This is a genomic window from Cupriavidus sp. HE11 (genome assembly GCF_056097175.1).
On sequence record NZ_CP184466.1, the window covers coordinates 301,421 to 318,600 of the forward strand.

General features: G+C 64.4%; 14 protein-coding genes. 6 read left to right on the top strand and 8 right to left on the bottom strand.

The genetic code is table 11. The features are described from left to right. Positions 1-71: 71 nt before the first annotated feature. Positions 72-884, bottom strand: coding sequence for an NAD-dependent epimerase/dehydratase family protein (locus ACOABP_RS29300; protein ID WP_474231291.1), 813 nt, complete (start codon positions 882-884; stop codon positions 72-74). A 315-nt stretch (positions 885-1,199) separates the two neighbouring features. Between ACOABP_RS29300 and ACOABP_RS29305 the strand changes: the two genes are divergently transcribed. Next, a complete protein-coding gene (locus ACOABP_RS29305) occupies positions 1,200-1,910 on the top strand; it encodes a FadR/GntR family transcriptional regulator (RefSeq protein ID WP_474231293.1) in 711 nt (236 codons plus the stop codon). A 64-nt stretch (positions 1,911-1,974) separates the two neighbouring features. On the opposite strand, the gene ACOABP_RS29310 is transcribed toward ACOABP_RS29305, so the two are convergent. After that, on the bottom strand, positions 1,975-2,367 hold the full coding sequence (locus ACOABP_RS29310; protein WP_474231294.1) for a hypothetical protein: 393 nt from the start codon (positions 2,365-2,367) through the stop codon (positions 1,975-1,977). Positions 2,368-2,666: 299 nt separating this feature from the next. On the opposite strand from ACOABP_RS29310, the gene ACOABP_RS29315 reads away from it, so the two are divergent. After that, positions 2,667-3,146 (top strand): hypothetical protein, encoded by a 480-nt coding sequence (locus ACOABP_RS29315; RefSeq protein WP_474231295.1) that lies wholly within the window; start codon positions 2,667-2,669, stop codon positions 3,144-3,146. An 87-nt stretch (positions 3,147-3,233) separates the two neighbouring features. Here ACOABP_RS29315 and rpoD read toward each other — a convergent pair whose 3' ends face one another. Next, a complete protein-coding gene (gene rpoD / locus ACOABP_RS29320; RefSeq protein WP_474231357.1) occupies positions 3,234-5,093 on the bottom strand; it encodes an RNA polymerase sigma factor RpoD in 1,860 nt (619 codons plus the stop codon). Positions 5,094-5,646: 553 nt separating this feature from the next. Here rpoD and ACOABP_RS29325 point away from each other — a divergent pair. Beyond that, on the top strand, positions 5,647-6,672 hold the full coding sequence (locus tag ACOABP_RS29325) for a patatin-like phospholipase family protein (RefSeq protein WP_474231296.1): 1,026 nt from the start codon (positions 5,647-5,649) through the stop codon (positions 6,670-6,672). A gap of 7 nt (positions 6,673-6,679) precedes the next feature. On the opposite strand, the gene ACOABP_RS29330 is transcribed toward ACOABP_RS29325, so the two are convergent. Next, entirely contained in the window at positions 6,680-7,339 is a 660-nt protein-coding gene (locus ACOABP_RS29330; RefSeq protein WP_474231298.1) for an HD domain-containing protein, read from the bottom strand. Between the two features lie 58 nt (positions 7,340-7,397). Next, positions 7,398-10,883: an adenylate/guanylate cyclase domain-containing protein gene (locus ACOABP_RS29335; protein ID WP_474231299.1), complete on the bottom strand. Its 3,486-nt coding sequence runs from the start codon at positions 10,881-10,883 to the stop codon at positions 7,398-7,400. Between the two features lie 213 nt (positions 10,884-11,096). Between ACOABP_RS29335 and ACOABP_RS29340 the strand changes: the two genes are divergently transcribed. Beyond that, positions 11,097-12,023: an adenylate/guanylate cyclase domain-containing protein gene (locus ACOABP_RS29340; RefSeq protein WP_474231301.1), complete on the top strand. Its 927-nt coding sequence runs from the start codon at positions 11,097-11,099 to the stop codon at positions 12,021-12,023. A 68-nt stretch (positions 12,024-12,091) separates the two neighbouring features. Here ACOABP_RS29340 and ACOABP_RS29345 read toward each other — a convergent pair whose 3' ends face one another. Together ACOABP_RS29345 and ACOABP_RS29350 are read right to left on the bottom strand one after the other, a co-directional pair. Then, on the bottom strand, positions 12,092-12,304 hold the full coding sequence (locus tag ACOABP_RS29345; RefSeq protein ID WP_474231303.1) for a hypothetical protein: 213 nt from the start codon (positions 12,302-12,304) through the stop codon (positions 12,092-12,094). A 30-nt stretch (positions 12,305-12,334) separates the two neighbouring features. Further along, the gene (locus ACOABP_RS29350) at positions 12,335-13,696 is read right to left on the bottom strand and encodes a DUF3422 family protein (RefSeq protein WP_474231304.1); all 1,362 of its coding nucleotides are present in this window, start codon (positions 13,694-13,696) and stop codon (positions 12,335-12,337) included. A gap of 166 nt (positions 13,697-13,862) precedes the next feature. Between ACOABP_RS29350 and ACOABP_RS29355 the strand changes: the two genes are divergently transcribed. Beyond that, a complete protein-coding gene (locus ACOABP_RS29355) occupies positions 13,863-14,720 on the top strand; it encodes a LysR family transcriptional regulator (RefSeq protein ID WP_066734221.1) in 858 nt (285 codons plus the stop codon). A gap of 90 nt (positions 14,721-14,810) precedes the next feature. Further along, positions 14,811-15,539, top strand: a complete 729-nt coding sequence (locus ACOABP_RS29360; protein WP_474231306.1) for a DNA alkylation repair protein — start codon at positions 14,811-14,813, stop codon at positions 15,537-15,539. A 208-nt stretch (positions 15,540-15,747) separates the two neighbouring features. On the opposite strand, the gene ACOABP_RS29365 is transcribed toward ACOABP_RS29360, so the two are convergent. Further along, positions 15,748-16,848, bottom strand: coding sequence for a branched-chain amino acid aminotransferase (locus ACOABP_RS29365; RefSeq protein WP_474231307.1), 1,101 nt, complete (start codon positions 16,846-16,848; stop codon positions 15,748-15,750). Positions 16,849-17,180 lie beyond the last annotated feature (332 nt).

A 17,180-nucleotide genomic window follows, 5' to 3' on the forward strand; every position in this document is an offset into this window, starting at 1 on the left:
TTACTGTCTTGTCTGTCGCGGCGCGCGTCGCCGCGTCTTGTTCTTTGGCGTTGGCGGAAGACGAGGCGTGATCAGCGCCCCGGGCGATCCTCCGGCGCCGTGTAGTCGATGCTGGCGAAGCTGCCGCCCTGGTGCCGGCGTGCAACGGCGTCGAGCGGATCAGGGCGTGACAGGATGTCGTCGGCAAAATCCTCGGCGTTCTGTGTCGGCAGGTATTGCAGGCGGGCTGCAGCCTCGCGGTTATCCCAGTAGCTGCGCGTGTTGGCCGATACGCCCCACACCACGGCGAAGCCCACATCGGCTGCCTTGATGCTCCGGTCGACGAGATGCACGAAATCGTCATGGCCAAGCCATGTGCTCAGGTGACGGGGCTCGGTCGGGCGCTCCACGCAACTGCCAATGCGAATGCAAACGGTCTCGATGCCGTGCTTGTCCCAGTAAAGGCGCGCCATGCCTTCGCCCCACATCTTGCTCAGCCCGTAGAAGCCGTCGGGCCGGAATTCGCAGTCCGTGCCCAAGGTCTCGGTCACCGGGTACATGCCGATGGCATGGTTGGAACTGGCAAAAATCACGCGGCGCACACGCTGGCGGCGTGCGCCTTCGTAGATTTCGTAGAGCGACCGTAGGTTGTTGTCGATGATTTCCGGCAGCGGGCGCTCTACGCTGGTGCCGGCCATGTGAATGAGTACGTCTACATCTTGCAGTAGCCGATCCACGACGGCGGGGTCGCGCAAATCGCCGTGCATCACGTCCTCACCTTCGGTCAGCGGGGCGAGTGGGGTGATGTGCCCCGATGCCCGCAACTGATAGCCGCGCGTGGGCAATACTGCGCGGAGCAATTTGCCCAGCTGGCCGCCCGCGCCGCTCAATGCAATCCTGGTCACGATAAAACTCCGGGAGATGTTCTCGATCGATCTGCCGGTATTTATGCGACGTCGTACAACGTAATGCGCATGATTAGTCCGACAACTTCATGTTTAAGTCCGGCAACTTTCGTGGGAATCGACGATGAAGTCAACGTGGAAAGTGAGGGTCAGGGGTATACCCGGTCACCAAAGTGCCGTATTCGGCGAATTTTGTGACGTACGATGACCACACTGCAGTGGCTTCAAATAGTCAGGCGCGGTATGGTAGTGTGACAACTTCGGACTAGTTGCCGGACCACCGGCACACGGCTTCAATTTCAATGGGAAGAGCGCTTGGAAGACATCGTATTGACGGCCAGCGACAGCACAAGCCGTTCTGAGCAGGTCTGCAAGCTGATCATTGCTGCCATCCTCCGTGGCGAGTTCGCCGCGGACCAGAAACTGCCGACGGAAGTGGATCTGGCAAATCGGTACGCGGTATCGCGCACCACGGTGCGCGAGGCGCTGTCGCGCTTGCGCTCGGAAGGCATTGTGGTATCACGCCGCGGCTCGGGCAGCTTTGTGCAGCGCATGCCCGTGCGCAGCCAGGCAAGCGCCAGCCCGCAGATCCAGAGCATTGCCGATATCCAGCACTACTATGCGTTTCGCCTTTGCGTGGAAGTCGGCGCGGCCGAGATTGCCGCCCAGATGCGCACCGCCGCCGACCTTGACACCATCCGCGCTGCGTACGGCGCACTGGACCGCACGCAGGAAAGCGGGGCGATGGGCGTCGAAGAAGACCTGCAGTTGCACCTGGCCATTGCGCGTGCATCGCACAACCCGTTCTTCGTCTCGACCATCGAGCATGCCCTTGGACCCATCCGCCAGTGCATGGAACTGGCGCGTAACCTCGGGCAGGCGCGCGTGGCGGCCCGATTCGACGTAGTCCAGGCCGAGCACCGCGCCATCATCGACGCCATCGCCGAGCGATCGCCGATACAGGCGTCGGAGGCAATGCGGCGTCACATCGACAATGCGCAGAGACGGATCTTTCTTGGGGACTGACTGATGCGGTTGGCAAGTCCGGATGCCGATGCCAGGAAAGCAGGTGAACCGGTGCTTGTGCGCCTCAGCGTTGCCAGACGACCGGCACCTTTGCCGAACATTCCGTGATTTTCCCGAGCCAGTTTCTGCTGGTATTCAGCTGGACGCGACTGTCGTCCATTGGCGCGACCTTGCGGTTCCATCGGTCTGCGAGACTGGCGGCCACACTGCTGGCGGCCGTTTTGCACTCGGCCGCAGCGGTGCTGCGCAGCATCGTGAATTGCTGATAGCGGTGGTGGACCAGCAACGTGAACCCGTCCGGGGAGTATTCGGTGGCGTACTCCGTCGACATATCGTACGTAGACAGCTGGCGGCCGGAATGGGTGGGCGCTGGTGTCGTGCAAGCTGTCAACAGCCAGCACGCCATCACCGCAGGAATCGTTAGAAATCTCACAGCGAAATTGCCGGTCTTGCCCATAGTGCCGCGTTCCTCCGGTATGCGCGCTTGTTTTGGGGCTGGATGGTACCAAAAACCAGGGCGCCCCGATTCGGGTGCTGGCTCCCGAATCTCCTGGGCGACAAAAAGATCCCTGGCGACGCAGCAGGCAGGGTTCATTCACCTTGCATGGCTGGCTCTGGGGTGTATAGCCTGAAGTGAGGCAAGGGCGACCGACACGTGGGCACTACCGTGAGGGCCATGCCGCATGCGCGACGGTGCGATGCACCGATGTGCTCCCGCCTGGTCGTGTGGCTGGAAGTGCCCCCTTGAGTGTCCCCTTGCGCATCGGTAATGGTGTCGAACATTCGCGTCAGGCGCGTTGCCCCGGCATTCAAATGTTGAGCGCCGGGGTGCCGGGACAGGGCAGCAACGACATGAATCGGGTTCCCGCATTGACACTGGTGTGTGGCCTGATCGGCGGCCTGATGGGCGGCTGTGTCTCGACGGGGGTGGAGGTCAGGCCGGAGCAACTTGAGGACTTCCTGCCCGGATTTTCCACGCAGGAGGATGTCGTCAACCTGATTGGCGGGCCGACTTCCCAGGCGACGCTAAGCAATGGAACGACAATCCTGATCTATTCGTTTGCGAGTTCCCAGACGCACCCGGAGAGCTTTATCCCGATCGTTGGCCCCCTGTTTGCCGGCGGCAAGATCCGGTCGTCGACGGTGCTGTTCGAGTTCGATGCCAACGGTGTTCTCAGGAGCGTGCGCAGGGCGACCTCCAGCGGAGCGTCGGGCTTGAGCGTACTGCCGCCCTGAAAGAGGCGGGGAATAACGCCCCGGGGCGGTTTTGGACCCGCCAGGGGCGCTATAGGGCGGAGACGGAGCGTCGACTCCGCCCCGGGTTCAACGATCGAGAAACGGCTTGAGCTTGTCGGCCCGGCTGGGATGCTTGAGCTTGCGCATCGCCTTGGCTTCGATCTGGCGGATCCGCTCGCGGGTGACGTCGAATTGCTTGCCGACTTCTTCCAGCGTGTGCTCGGTGCTCATATCCAGGCCAAAACGCATCCGCAGGACCTTCGCCTCGCGCGGCGAAAGTTCGTCGAGGGCCGATTCGATCTGGGCGCGCAGGCCGGACATGATGGCGGCTTCTGCCGGCGAACTGGCCGCATCATCCTCGATCATGTCGCCCAGCGTTGCGTCGCCGTCATCGCCCACCGGCGTCTCAAGCGAAATCGGCTGCCGCGCGATCTTGAGCATCCCGCGTACCTTTTCCTCGGACATCTCCATGCGCTCGGCCAACACTGCCGGATCGGGTTCTTGCCCGGTCTGCTGCAGAATCTCCCGCGAAATGCGATTGAGCTTGTTGATGGATTCGATCATGTGGACCGGCACACGAATCGTCCGCGCCTGGTCGGCCAGCGCCCGCGTCACGGCCTGCCGGACCCACCAGGTGGCGTAGGTCGAGAATTTCCAGCCGCGCCGGTATTCGAACTTGTCCACGGCCTTCATGAGGCCGATATTGCCCTCCTGGATGAGGTCCAGGAACATCATCCCCCGGTTCACGTATTTCTTGGCGATGGAAATGACGAGCCGCAGGTTGGCTTCGATCATCTCGCGCTTGGCCTGCCGCATTTTCAGCTCGGCAGCACTCATCTGGCGGTTGATCTGCTTGAGCTGCTGCAGCGGCAGCGCAACCTTTGTTTCGATGTCGATGAGTTTCTGCTGACCGGCCTGGATGGCCGGCAGGTGCCGTTCGAGTGCCGGGCCAAAGTCTCGCGACGTGGCCGCGGTGCGGCGCGTCCATTCCAGGTCGGTTTCGTTGCCAGGGAAGGATGCGATAAAGGCCTCGCGCGGCATGCCGCAACGTTCGACCGCAATTTCCAGAATGCTGCGTTCGATGGTCCGCACGGCAGCCACCTGGTCGTGCACGCTCGCACACAGGCTGTCGATCATCTTGGCCGTAAAGCGGATCGGCGCCAGCTCGCGCTGGATGTCCTCGCGCACGCGCGCAATGGCGGCCGAGCGCGCCTGGCCCGTCACCGGACCCTCGGGCACCTGTTCGAACAGCGCACGCACGCGCGCAAAAATTACCAGGCTGTCGGCCGTGAGCTGTTCCAGGCGGGCGGCGTTCGCCTTTTCGGAATCCCCGCCGCCAGCGTCGTCGTCGTCATCGTCCGATGCGTCGTCGGCGTCATCCGAGGTGTCAGCGTCGGCATCGTCTGAAGCGGCCGCCGCGTCATCAGACATCTCACCATCGTCGGCGGCAGCGCTGTCCACGGGGTCGCTGATGCCGTCGACCAGTTCGTCGATGCGCAGTTCGCCGGCGACGATACGGTCCACATCGGCCAGGATCATCGACACCACCGACGGACACGCGGCGATGGCCTGGATCATGTCCTGGAGGCCACTTTCGATGCGTTTGGCGACGCCGATTTCGCCGGCGCGGGTCAGCAGTTCGCTGGAGCCCATTTCGCGCATGTACAGCCGGACGGGATCCGTGGTACGGCCAAATTCCGAATCGACGGTGGAGAGTGCCGCTTCCGCTTCTTCGTCCGCCTGATCGTCGGAGGCGGTGGACGGGGCGTCGTTCAGCAGGAGCGTCTCGGCATCCGGCGCCTGTTCGTACACGGACACACCCATGTCGCTGAACGTGCTGACGATGGTGTCCATCGCCGCCGGCGTCACGTTATCCGGCAGGTGGTCGTTGATATCCGCGTGGGTGAGATAGCCGCGTTCCCGGCCAAGCGTGATCAGCGCGCGCATCTGGCCCTGACGCTCTGCGTCCTGGCGGGCGATGGACGCCTTGTCCGACAGCGTGCCCGTGGCCGGGGTCTTGCCCGTGGGCCGACGGCGGTTGGGCTTGGCGCTGACCGGAATCAAGCTGGAGGGTTCAAGGTCGCGATCCGGATGAGTCAATACGTGCTCCTGGGCAGGTGGCCGCCGATTGCCGCGGCCATGAAACTGGCATTGTGCCTGCGGGGGGATGCGGACAAATCGTGGATGGCGCACAGGCCGGCGCCTGGGCTGTCGAGGCCAGCATGCCCTCCCGCAGCCACCAGTGTGCGCAAAATTTTCGAATCGCGCATGATACTGGCCGCGCTGTTGCGGTGCAATATGCTCGGACCGCGATGCCGTGGTCGCCACATGGTCATGATGAAGCCAGCAGGCGGCGCATCTTCACTACACTTTCAGGATAGTGGCCATCGGGGGCAATGGCCGGCGCGGCAGGCATATGTGCGGTACAGCAGCCAAAACGCACAACAAATACGCGGCCAGAAAGGGGCGGTGGCACGCCGCCCGGGCGGGAGGGGCAGCGATGGACGGCAAGAACGGGAAGCCTGTGGCCCTGGCGTTGCAGGGCGGCGGCATGCATGGCGCCTTCACCTGGGGCGTCCTGGATCAACTGCTTGAGGACGGCAGGCTTGCCATCGAGGGCGTGAGCGCCACGAGCGCCGGCGCCATGAATGCCGTCGTGCTCGCCAATGGGCTGCGGCGCGGTGGCGCGGCGGGCGCGCGCGAGGCGCTGCATACGTTCTGGCTGGCCATCGCGGAATCGGCGCAGCGTTATAGCCCCCTGCGATGGATCCCATGGCTCAAGGGCAGCCATAGCTTTGGATTGAACTACTCGCCGTTGTATGCCGTGGCCGATATGGCGCTGCGGGTACTGTCCCCTTACCAGTTCAATCCCTACAACATGAACCCGTTGCGCGATGTGCTGGAGCAGCAGGTGGATTTCGAGGGGTTGCGCCAGCAGTGCCCGATCCGCTTGTTCCTGTGTGCGACCAACGTCGAGACCGGGCGGATTCGCCTCTTCTCCGGCGCGGATGTGTGCGTCGAGGCGGTGCTGGCATCCGCCTGTCTGCCAACACTTTTCCAGGCGGTGACCATCGAAGGGCAGTACTACTGGGATGGCGGCTACGTTGGAAACCCGGCGATCTTTCCGCTGATTTATGAATGCGAGACGCGGGACGTGGTGATTGTGCACATCAATCCGATCATTCGCCGGGGCGTGCCCACCACGGCCGCCGACATCCTCAACCGGCTCAATGAAATCAGCTTCAATTCGTCGCTGATGCGCGAAATGCGCGCGATTGCCTTTGTGACTGCCTTGATCCAGCAGGGCCGGGTGGACGGGGACGACATGAAGGAAATGCTGATCCACTCGATCCGATCCGACGAGACCATGGCCGCGCTGCATGTGTCGAGCAAGTACAACGGGGATTGGTCGTTCCTGTGCCAGCTGCGCGACCAGGGCCGCGCGCAGGCCGAGGCATGGCTTGCGCAGAACTACGAGAGCATCGGCCAGTGCTCGAGTATCGACATCAAGGCAGAGTTCCTCTGAGCGGCGATCACGGGCCCGGGGGGGACGGCTGGTCCAGGCGCCATGCCAGATTGCGGCGGGCGCGGGCTTCATAGCGGTCGTGAAACGGCTCGGTCAGATAGATGCGCGGTCGGGCCAGCAGCGAACTGAGAAACGCCCGTTCGCGGCGGTCATAGGTCACCGTATCGAGATCGGGACGCTCCGCACGCAAACGCACGGCGTCGCCGCAGAACCATCTGCGCGGATAGCCGAGCACCGCCAGGTCGATGTCGACCACAAAGCAGCCGGCGGCGTCCGCTGGCGTGTGGGTATGCGACGTGTCGAGAATCAGGTGTGCGACACGTTCGATCCCGGCAATGCCATTCCCGACGCCTGGTTCACCTTCAGCCCCAGCCCCAGCCCCTTCTCTGGATAATTGCCGGAGCCATTCTGCACTGCGGTCTTCGTTGTCGGTGGCGCCAGGGGTGTAGACCACGTCGTGACACCAGAGCGCCAGTTCCACGGCCTCGGCATCGCCGTCGGCGATTGCGCTGCGTGCCCAGTCCAGGTCGCGCAGGCACCGCCGTACATGCTGCAGCGTGTGATAGTGCCGCGCAGGCTCCGCATAGCGGCCGGCGAGCGCCGCATAGACCGCCTCGGCCTGGCTGCCGCCAGCGCGTGACCACAACGCCACGAACCGGCTGCGCATCGCATTTGCTGCTCGGGGTGGCATTACAGGGGCGGGGGCGAGGGAGGGTGGCATGTGGCTAGGCGTGGGACAGATCGAGCAGGGCCTTGGCTTGCTGCCAGTCGGCCAGGTCGAAGCCTTCGGTAACGCTGCTGTAGAGCGGGGCCAGGACCTCCCGCGCCGCATCCAGCCTGCCTTGTTGCTGCCGCACCTCGGCCAGGCGTACAGCGGCCTGCAGCGCCAGGGCCTTGGCGCCCTGGTCCCGCGCCACCGCCATGGCCTGCAGGAAACATTCCTCGGCATCTGCCTCATGGTTAGGCAACTGGCGCATCAGTTCACCCCTCAGGCGGTGCAACATGGCTTCGTCGATGCGTTCCCCGGTCTCCCGGACGAAATCCAGGGCCTCGGCGAGCGTTGCGAGACCCGCCTCGGGCGCGCCGGCCCTGCCGCAGGCTTCGGCCAGCATTGCCAGCAGATTCGGGCGCCCGAGCGACGCGCCGGTGGCGGCGTAGGCTGCCAGGCCCTGGCGGATTTGCGCGACGCCATCCTGCGGATCGCCAAGCACAGCCATCTCCCAGCCTTGCAGCACCGTCGCCCAGGCCAGGTAAATGGGAAATCCTTGTTCACACGCCACGGCAATCGCCGCCTTCGCGTAGTCGCGGGTTTGTTGCGCCTCGCCGCAGCGCCGGTGCACTTCCGCGGCAAATATCAGGCAGAGCGCCAGATTGACGGTGTCGGGGCGCTGGCGTGCCATCGCGAGCGCCTCGTGGCAGCGCGCGCGTGCCTGGTCCGGCAGGCCAAGGTGCCAGAGGATCCAGCCCAGCGTGCTCGTGGCATGGACTGCCGGATCCCGCCCATACCCCATCATGTAGTCAAACTGGGGGGGCTCCGGGCGTTGCAGTGCCAGCACCTGTTCCATGTGCGAGCGCGCTTGTTCAAGGTGTCCGAGCCGGAACGCCGTGGCGCCGACCACGCGATGGCCCTCTGCCAGCTGATTGGGATTTTGTGACCGTAACGCCATACCAACGAGGCGCTTTGCCAGCGGCGAAGAGACGTTGTATTGCGCCCGGAGTTGATAGAAGGCCCACAACCCGAGTTGCGCGGAAAAGTAGTACGCGCTTTGCTCGCCTTGCTCGCACAAGGCCAGCGCACGCCGGTAGGTAGCTTCCACCTCTGGGGAGGCCTGACCGCGGATGCCCATGAGGGTGGACCCAAGCGTCAGCAACAGCGTGAGCTCCTGGCGGGCGCGTTCGGGGGTATCGGGCAGGCGTTTGATCAAATCGAGCGCCGTGTCGAGATGACGGATCGCTTCGGGTTGTGCGGACCGTTGCAGCGCTTGCTGGGCGGCGGCGTGCAGGTACTCGATCGCCTTGGGGACATTGCCGCTGAGACTGTAGTGGTGGGCCAGCTCGCCGCAGTGGTCTTTCAGTTGGTCCGGGAACAGGGTCTCGATTGCCTGGGCCGTCCGCTCGTGCAATGCGCTGCGCCGTTCGATCAGCAGCGAGTTGGCGGCAACTTCCTGCGTGAGTGCGTGCTTGAAGGCGTACTCGACCTCGGGAAAAGCGGGGCGCTCGTGGATGAAGTCCGCCGCCTGCAGGTCGGCAAGGAGCGGGCGCAACTGGCGCTCATCGGCGGCGCTGACCAGCCGGACAAGGCCCAGCGGGAACTCCTTGCCGATGATGGCGAGCGTTTGCAGCAGCGCCTTCTGCGCGAGGGGGAGCCGGTCGATCCGGGCGGCGAGCACGCCCTGCACCGTGGTCGGCATATGTAGCAGCGCCGGGGCCTGCGCGATGCGGTAGCCGCCCGGCTGCCCAAGCAGCGCGCCTTCCTCGACGAGCGTCTGGACCACTTCTTCCATGAAAAACGGGTTGCCTTCGGTCTTTTCCAGCACCAGACGCTTGAGCGGCGCCAGACTGCGGTCATCGCCAAGTAGCGCGGTGAGCAGGCCCTCGGCTTCGGCGGGGCCCAGCGGTTCCAGATCCAGTTGGGTGTAGCAGGGACTGGCGCCCCAGTCATGCACGTACTCGGGGCGATAATTGACCAGAAGCAGAATCTGGGCTGCGGGCACGTGATCGATGAGCAGATTGAGAAACGTCTCGGTTTCGCTATCCAGCCACTGAAGATCCTCGAAAAGCACCAGCAATGGCGCATCGAGGCTTTCCCGGACCAGCAGATGCGCAATGGCATCGAAGGTACGCTGGCGGCGCAGGACCGGATCCATGGTGGCCAGCGCCGCGTCCGGATCGCTGGCGCCGAGCAGGTAGAGCAGGTAGGGGAGGTGCCCTTCCAGCGATCGGTCCAGCGTGAGCAGCCTGCCCGTGACCTTTTCACGGCAGCTGCGCTCGCTGTCCTGCGGCGTCATCTGGAAGTAGTTCTTCAGGAGTTCGATCAACGGGAGATAGGCGAACGCCTTGCCGTGCGAGACCGAAAACGTCTCCAGCACCCGGCAGCCTTGTTGCGAGCGAGCCTTGAACTCATGGAACAGACGCGACTTGCCCACACCGGCCTCGCCGCGCACGCCGGCAATCTGCCCATGCCCGGCTCGGGCCCGCGCCAGGGCGCCTTGCAGCTGCTGCATTTCATCCTCGCGGCCGACAAACCGTGCCAGGCCGCGGTGCGCCGCGATCTGCAGCCGCGTACGCATGGCGCCGAGCCCCTGGACTTCGTAGACGCCAAGCGGGTCTCGCACGCCTTTGACTTGCGTGGTACCGAGGGCCTTGAACTGGAAATACCCTTCGGCGAGCTTGTGTGTCGAAGGGCTGACCAGGATCGACGCGGGTGTGGCGATCCCTTCCATCCGGGACGCGATGTGGATCGTATGTCCCACCGGATCGTAATCAGTGTGGAGATTGTCCTTGCGGATCGAGCGCACCACCACCTCGCCGGTGTGAATGCCCACCCGAATCTGCAGCGGGACGCCTTGCTCGAGGCGGACCCGGTCGCTGTGGCGGCGCATTGCCTCCTGCATCCTGAGCGCCGCGTACAAGGCTCGCAGCGCGTGGTCTTCGTGGGCGATCGGGGCGCCAAACAGTGCCAGGATGCCGTCGCCAAGAAACTTGGCGACGTAGCCCTCGTAGTGATGCACGGCTTCCATCATCAGCGTCACCACCGGGTCAATCAGCCGTCGCGCCTCTTCCGGGTCAAGATCCTGGATCAACGCCGTGGAACCTGCCATGTCCGCAAAGAGCGCCGTGATCGTCTTGCGCTCGCCGCCGATGCCGCCCCGGGCTTCCATGGCCGCCTGCTCGGCAAGGATGCGCTGTGCCAGATGGGGTGGCGTGTAGTGAACCGGGGCCAGCTCGTTGGCATGCCCGGTGCCGTCGAGGTGGACGGTTGTATCGGCTTCGGCGACTGCGGCGGCTGCGGCAACTGTGTCGGCGGAATCGTTGGCACGGGCGGCGGTGGTCTGCGCGCCAGTCAGTGGCGTACCACAGGCCCGGCAGAACTTCGCGGTGGCGCTGGCGCTTTCGCCACAGTGCGGGCATCGCCGTCCAAGCGGCGTCCCGCATACCTCGCAAAACTTCGCGCCCGCAAGGTTATCGAAGTCGCATTCGGCGCAGTGCATATCCGTCTCCCACCTGCATGCTCCGCATCCATTCATTAGACGCGGGATCCATGCCGCGAGCAAGGCGGGGCGTGCGTTTTCGGGTTGAGCTACCGGGGTCACGGTGCCAGAATTCCTGTGCAGACTCGCACGGGTTGGCGCGGCCCCCCTTGCAGCGCGCACAGGAGGGCTCGGCACGGATGCCGGGCGATGTGGACCAGGACGAGATCCGGCATGGACCAGGCTGGGGTGGATCAACAAGCGCTAGGCGACGCCTCGTTGGGGTCGGTGATGTTTGCCGATGTCAGCGGGAGTACGCGGCTGTATGAACTGGCGGGCGACGCGGCGGCCCTGGCGGCCATCGGCCGCTGCATGCGGGTGATGACGTCCTGTGCCGGCGCCTGGCAGGGACAGGTCATCAAGACTATCGGCGATGAGCTCATGGTCATGTTTCCTTCGGCGGACAAGGCGCTGCTGGCAGCCATTGACATGCAACTGGCCGTCTCGGAACTGGCGCCGGTGGCCGGGGTCGTGATGTCGGTCCATATCGGGCTGCACCATGGGCCGCTCCTGCGCGAGGCGTCGGGCGACGTGTTCGGCGATACCGTAAATCTGGCGGCCCGGCTCACCACCCTGGCGTCACGCGGGCAGGTCATTACCAGCAAGGAGACGGTGGGGCACCTGTCGGCCAGTGTGCAGCAGCGCACACGTAGTCTGTATCCGATCCGGGTGCGCGGGCGGGATCAGCCCGTGGAACTGTTCGAGGCGATCTGGCAAGAGGGGACCGACCTCACCCTGGTCGCCGAGCCGAGTCAGCACGCCGTCGCATATGGCTTTCTCACGCTGCGTTATCGCGAAACGCTGGTGGAAATGACCGCGGAGTCAGCACCGGTAACCCTCGGGCGCGATGGCAGCATGACTATCGTCGTCGCGGATCGGCGTGCCTCGCGCTTCCAGGCAGTCGTCGAGCCGCGCGCGGGGCGGTATGTGCTGGTCGACAGAAGCTCGAACGGCACCCATGTCAGCGTCGACGGTGAGGCGCCCTTCGTCCTGCGCCGTGACGAGATCGCGCTGCGTCGCCACGGATGGCTGACTTTCGGCGAGGCAGCCGGCCCAAGCGACGAGCGCGTCGAGTTTTTCCTGCAAACCGATCTGGATTGAGGGCTGACGGGCTGGCGATGGCTCATGCCATCCCGCGCACCGCATGCCGGCTTTGCGTCTGTCGACGATCAGTTATAGCCCAGGATGGCAATGGCCGAGATATCGGGCCGATCATTGGAATTGTCGATCAGTACCTCGGTCGGCGTCCGTTGCCTTCTCGGCAGCGGTGACAAATGGGCGGATCCGGGCAGGCTCGGGCGAAAGCCGGATGTCAGCGGGCGCAATGCGAAAGGGACCGCACCGGCGAGAAGGTTGGGGCTGGCGGACTGGGCAGTGAGCATGATTTCAGGTGAGCTGAAACGTCAGGGAGATTAGAGAACCTGGGTAGGGGCTGGCTGGATTGCCGCTGACGGGGCGGCGTCGATGGTATGGGGCGGGCGGGGCCGGTGGGCATGCCGGGCCCGGCTGCGCTTGGTAATGAAGAAAACGGCCAGGACCACCGGCGCGATCAGCAGGCCCTCTGCCAGTTCGGGCTCGATGGGCAGATGCATGACGTGCAGCGCCTTGAACCCAGCCGCCGCGAGCGACAGGACATAGTAGGAGATGGCCGCCACGGACAGGCCTTCGACAGCGTGCTGGAGATGCAGCTGATTGCGCGAGGTCTGATCCAGTCCGGCGAGCAATCGGGTGACGTCGCGCTCCTGGGTCAGGTTGACCCGGGTGCGCAGCAGGTCCACGGCGCGGGCAATGCGCGCGGCAAGCTGCTCATGCCGCATCCAGACGCTCTTGCACGTCTCCATGGCCGGCGCGAAGCGTCGCTCCATGAATTCGGAGATCATCGGCATGCCTTCGATGCGTTGCTCCCGCAATTCCTGAATGCGCGCGAGTACGAGCCGCTCATAGGCCCACGACGCGCTGAAACGCCCGCCATGCTCCGCGAGCGACTCCACCCGGGCGGCCAAATCCGTCAATTGCACCAGCAGTTCCGCGTCGTTTTCCCCTGCACGTTGCGTGTTCATGTTGCGCATGAGCGTCTGGAGCGCGGCGTGGATCTCGTCGAGGTCGCCGCCCATGCTCCGCGCAACCGGCAGGGCAAGCAGCGCCATCATCCGATACGTCTCGATCTCGTAGAGCCGTTGCAGGAGCCTGCCGCCTTGCTCCTCCCTGAAATCGTCGTCGATGGCAAGGATGCGCATATGACCGTCCGTACCAATACTCCAGTCGCTGAACACCTTGCCGCCGTCCAGCACGTGGCTGCCGACGAGCGTAGGGCCGGCCAGCCAGTCGCGAAGGTGGGCGCAGACGGCCTCGCCTGCACCGGCCGACAGCAGCTCCATGCGCAACGCATGAAAGCGCATGCCTCCCAGCATCTCGATCCATTGCGGCGGCACGCCCCGGATGGCGAGATCGTCAAAGTACGCCCGGTCGCTGCGCGGCGCCACAAACGTAAATGTCGAGAATTCGGTGTGTCGCTCCCACTTCAGATGCCACCCGAAGGCCGATTGCGCAGCGTAGTGCCGGGCGCCCGACGGCGGCGAGGCCATGCCGGTCTCCGTGCATAGCGCGCGCAGCAGGCGCTCATGCACTGCCGGGTCGCTCTCGGTGTAGATGGCGTAGTGCGTGACCGACGCGCTGCCAGTCAGGCGCAGAAACGGACGGGCGTGCAGTTCCGCGGCCAGCGAGGCACGCAGGGGATGATCGAGTAGGGTGGCGGGTTTGCCAGAGGTATCCATGCAGGGGCGCTTGATGTTGGGCGAAAGCAGCGGGGGCGATGAAGAGAAGAGACTGGGTCGCGTCTTCACATCCGTCTATCAATCCCCCGTGCAAGCAATATCGCATGGGCATTGCGACAATAAAAACGCATAATATTGATCATTACGTTCAGTTTTCCTGATACCTATGAAGACCCTGGATCATGATGTGCTCGCGACCGTGGTCGCCATTGCAGAGACCGGCAACATGAGCCGTGCTGCGGAGGCGGTCAACCGGTCGCAGTCGGCAGTCAGCATGCAGATCAAGGCCCTTGAGGAATCGCTTGGCCGGCAGCTTTTCGTGAGGCGCGCACGCAGTGTCGCGTTGACGCACGAGGGCGAGGTCCTGCTGGGGTTTGCCAGGCGCATGTTGTCGCTGCGCGACGAAGCCTGGGCGGCGGTGGTGCGCCCGGAGGTGACCGGCAAGGTCGTCATCGGCGTCCCTGACGACTATGCGTCGTCGCTGCTGCCCTCGGTGCTCAAGAAGTTCTCGGCTTCCTACCCGAAAGTAGAAATCCAGGTCATGGGATTGCCCAGCAGTGCCTTGGGGCCGCTGGTCAAGGACGGAACGGTCGACCTGGCCTGCGGCACACGGGTCAAGGGGCTATCTGGCGATTTCCTGCGACACGAGCCAATGGCCTGGGCGGCCAAGGCGAACGGTCCAAGGATCTGGGAAGACAGGCCATTGCCGATTGCTGTGTTCATGCCGGGAAGCGTCGCGCGGGAGAACACCATCCGCAGTCTGGATCGCGCCAGGATTCCCCATCGGACATCGTACGAAAGCCCGAGCCTGCTGGGGTTGCTGAGCATGGTGGATGCGGGCCTGGCGATTGCCGCGCTCGCCAAATGCGCGATTCCCCCGCATCTGACGCTCCTCGGGCGGTCGCACGGATTGCCGGACTTGCCACCCCTGGAACTGATTCTGGCCCGGAGTTCGAAGTCGAGGCGCCCCCCGTGTGATTTCCTTGCCGAGCAGATTTTCGAGGATCTTCAGTCCGGCGGGTGAACGGCGGATTGCCCGACACCTTCCCGAGTGAGCCGCTAACATCGTCATCGCGATCCGTTCACGGACGACAACTTTCAAACGAACGATCTGATGCCTGCACGCAAGCCCGTCCCATCTTCATCGGCCATGCCGGCAACCGCCGCGCTGCTGGTGAAGCGCCTTCGTGCACTGGCGAACGCCGAGGTCGCGGCATCAATGCGAGCCTACCTGCGTGACCAGTTTGTCTTTCTGGGGCTGCCCGCGCCGGTCCGGCGCGCTTCCGCGCGAGACCTGATTCTGAGCCACCCTCGTGAAGCGAAAGCCCTGATCGAGACGGCCGCTGCGCTGTGGGACCAGCCAGAGCGGGAACTGCGATATACGGCCATCGACCTGCTTCGACACCATCACAAGGCCCTCGATGTCTCTCATCTCGACACGCTTCAGGGCTGGATGTTGCGGGATGCGTGGTGGGAAACGGTAGACAGCCTCGCTGCCGTTATCGGCAAGATCGTCCTGATCGACCGAAAACAGGGCGGAGGCGCCCAGCATTCGATGGACCAATGGCTCGAGCATCCCGATTTCTGGGTCCGGCGCGCGGCGATGCTGCACCAGCTTGGCTGGCGGGCGGACACAGACCTGGACCGCTTGCGCCGATACGCGCTTCGGCTCGCCCCCGAACCTGAGTTCTTCATCAGGAAGGCGATCGGCTGGGCGCTGCGCGACTACGCGCGGCAAGACCCGGCCTGGGTCGCAGCGTTCGTGAAACAACACGCGCGAACACTGTCACCGCTGACGCAACGGGAGGCTTGCCGACGTATCGAGGTGTCGTCCGGCGAGTAAAAGCCGGTGCCTGGCTATTGGCGATGATCAGCCTGGATCGTTAGCGCCAGTGGCGAGTCCAGACAAGGCGAAGCGGTCTCTGCTGCCCGCGCCTGCTAGCGGGGCCGGAGCCGGCGGAGGATTTCAACCCCCGCCAGGACGCTCCGTGCTTCGATTTGTGCGACTGCAGGTGAGTCAAACGGGTCGGCGTGATCACGCCGACAGTCGGTCAGAACAGGCGATTCAACCAGCCGTGCGGGTCCGCTGCACGACCTTGCTGCAAGTCGACCAGCGCTGCCTTCAGACGTGTCGTTGTCGCGCCCGCCGTGCCGTCGCCAATGGTGAAGTTGTACTCGCGGCCCTTCACCTTGCCAATCGGCGTCACCACTGCTGCGGTGCCGCAAGCGAACGCTTCGCGCAGCCGACCGCTCTGGGCATCGGCCTGCCACTGGTCGATCGCGTACGGTTCTTCACGCACGGTCAGGCCGAGGTCGCGGGCCAGCGTGATGAGCGAATCGCGCGTGATGCCGGGCAGGATCGTGCCGGTGAGCGGCGGCGTCTGCAGGGTGCCATCGTCGAAGACGAAGAAGACGTTCATGCCGCCCAGCTCCTCGATCCAGCGCCGCTCCACGGCGTCGAGGAATACCACCTGGTCGCAGCCTTCGCGCGTGGCTTCGGCCTGGGCGAGCAGGCTGGCCGCGTAGTTGCCGCCGCATTTGGCCTCACCCGTGCCGCCGGGCGCGGCGCGCGTGTAGGCGTCGGACACCCACAGCGTGACGGCCGCCGAGGCGCCGCCCTTGAAATACGCACCCACCGGGCACGCGACCACGCAATACAGGTACTCCGCAGAAGGCTTCACGCCGAGCACCACTTCCGTGGCGATCATGAACGGGCGCAGGTAGAGCGCCGAGCCCTGGCCTGACGGAATCCAGGCGCGATCCAGCTTGACCAGCTCGCGCACGGACTCCAGGAACAGTTCCTCCGGGAGAGCAGGCATGGCCAGGCGCCGGGCGGAGTTCTGGAAGCGGCGCGCATTGGCGTCCGGGCGGAACAGTGCGCCGCCGCCGTCCGGCAGACGGTATGCCTTTAGCCCCTCGAAAATCTCCTGCGCGTAATGGAACACCAGCGTAGACGGATCGTATTGGATGGGGCCGTGGGGGCCGATCTTGGCATCGTGCCAACCCTTGCCCTCGGTGTAGCGGATGGTTGCCATGTGATCGGTGAACACGCGGCCAAACGCCGGGTTCTCGAGCAAGCGTTCACGCTCGGTCGAGGATACGGGATTCGCACTCTGCTCAATGGACAGAGTGGCTTGGACAACGGTGTTCATAGGGATCTCCATGAGGGCAGTGTGTGCATTGCACGCTAAGACCCGTATTTTGCGCCAACCGCGGAGCTTTTGGGGGGGCGGAGTCGGCCATGCCGATCTTTTTCATGCGTCCATGGTGGCGGACTGAGCCGACGCCCCCGGCGGTGCCGGGGCGGGGGCGCCCCATGCCAGGCGGTGACCGGACTCGGCGCCGCGGTCTTCCGGGGCCGGTGGCCCGCAGACGGCCGATGTCCCAAATTAGCAAATGAATGTCCCAGATAAGCAAGCCGGTCGGCCGGACGCTGCAGATACTGGATGCACAGAACACGATGAACCAACCCGCGGATTCACCG

Coding starts and splice junctions, on each gene's coding strand:
- ACOABP_RS29310 (WP_474231294.1), bottom strand. CDS start 2,367: ATGGGCAAGACCGGCAATTTCGCTGTGAGATTTCTAACGATTCCTGCG.
- rpoD (WP_474231357.1), bottom strand. CDS start 5,093: ATGCGCGCGCTGATCACGCTTGGCCGGGAACGCGGCTATCTCACCCAC.
- ACOABP_RS29325 (WP_474231296.1), top strand. CDS start 5,647: ATGGACGGCAAGAACGGGAAGCCTGTGGCCCTGGCGTTGCAGGGCGGC.
- ACOABP_RS29330 (WP_474231298.1), bottom strand. CDS start 7,339: ATGCGCAGCCGGTTCGTGGCGTTGTGGTCACGCGCTGGCGGCAGCCAG.
- ACOABP_RS29335 (WP_474231299.1), bottom strand. CDS start 10,883: ATGCACTGCGCCGAATGCGACTTCGATAACCTTGCGGGCGCGAAGTTT.
- ACOABP_RS29340 (WP_474231301.1), top strand. CDS start 11,097: ATGGACCAGGCTGGGGTGGATCAACAAGCGCTAGGCGACGCCTCGTTG.
- ACOABP_RS29345 (WP_474231303.1), bottom strand. CDS start 12,304: ATGCTCACTGCCCAGTCCGCCAGCCCCAACCTTCTCGCCGGTGCGGTC.
- ACOABP_RS29350 (WP_474231304.1), bottom strand. CDS start 13,696: ATGGATACCTCTGGCAAACCCGCCACCCTACTCGATCATCCCCTGCGT.
- ACOABP_RS29355 (WP_066734221.1), top strand. CDS start 13,863: ATGAAGACCCTGGATCATGATGTGCTCGCGACCGTGGTCGCCATTGCA.
- ACOABP_RS29360 (WP_474231306.1), top strand. CDS start 14,811: ATGCCTGCACGCAAGCCCGTCCCATCTTCATCGGCCATGCCGGCAACC.
- ACOABP_RS29365 (WP_474231307.1), bottom strand. CDS start 16,848: ATGAACACCGTTGTCCAAGCCACTCTGTCCATTGAGCAGAGTGCGAAT.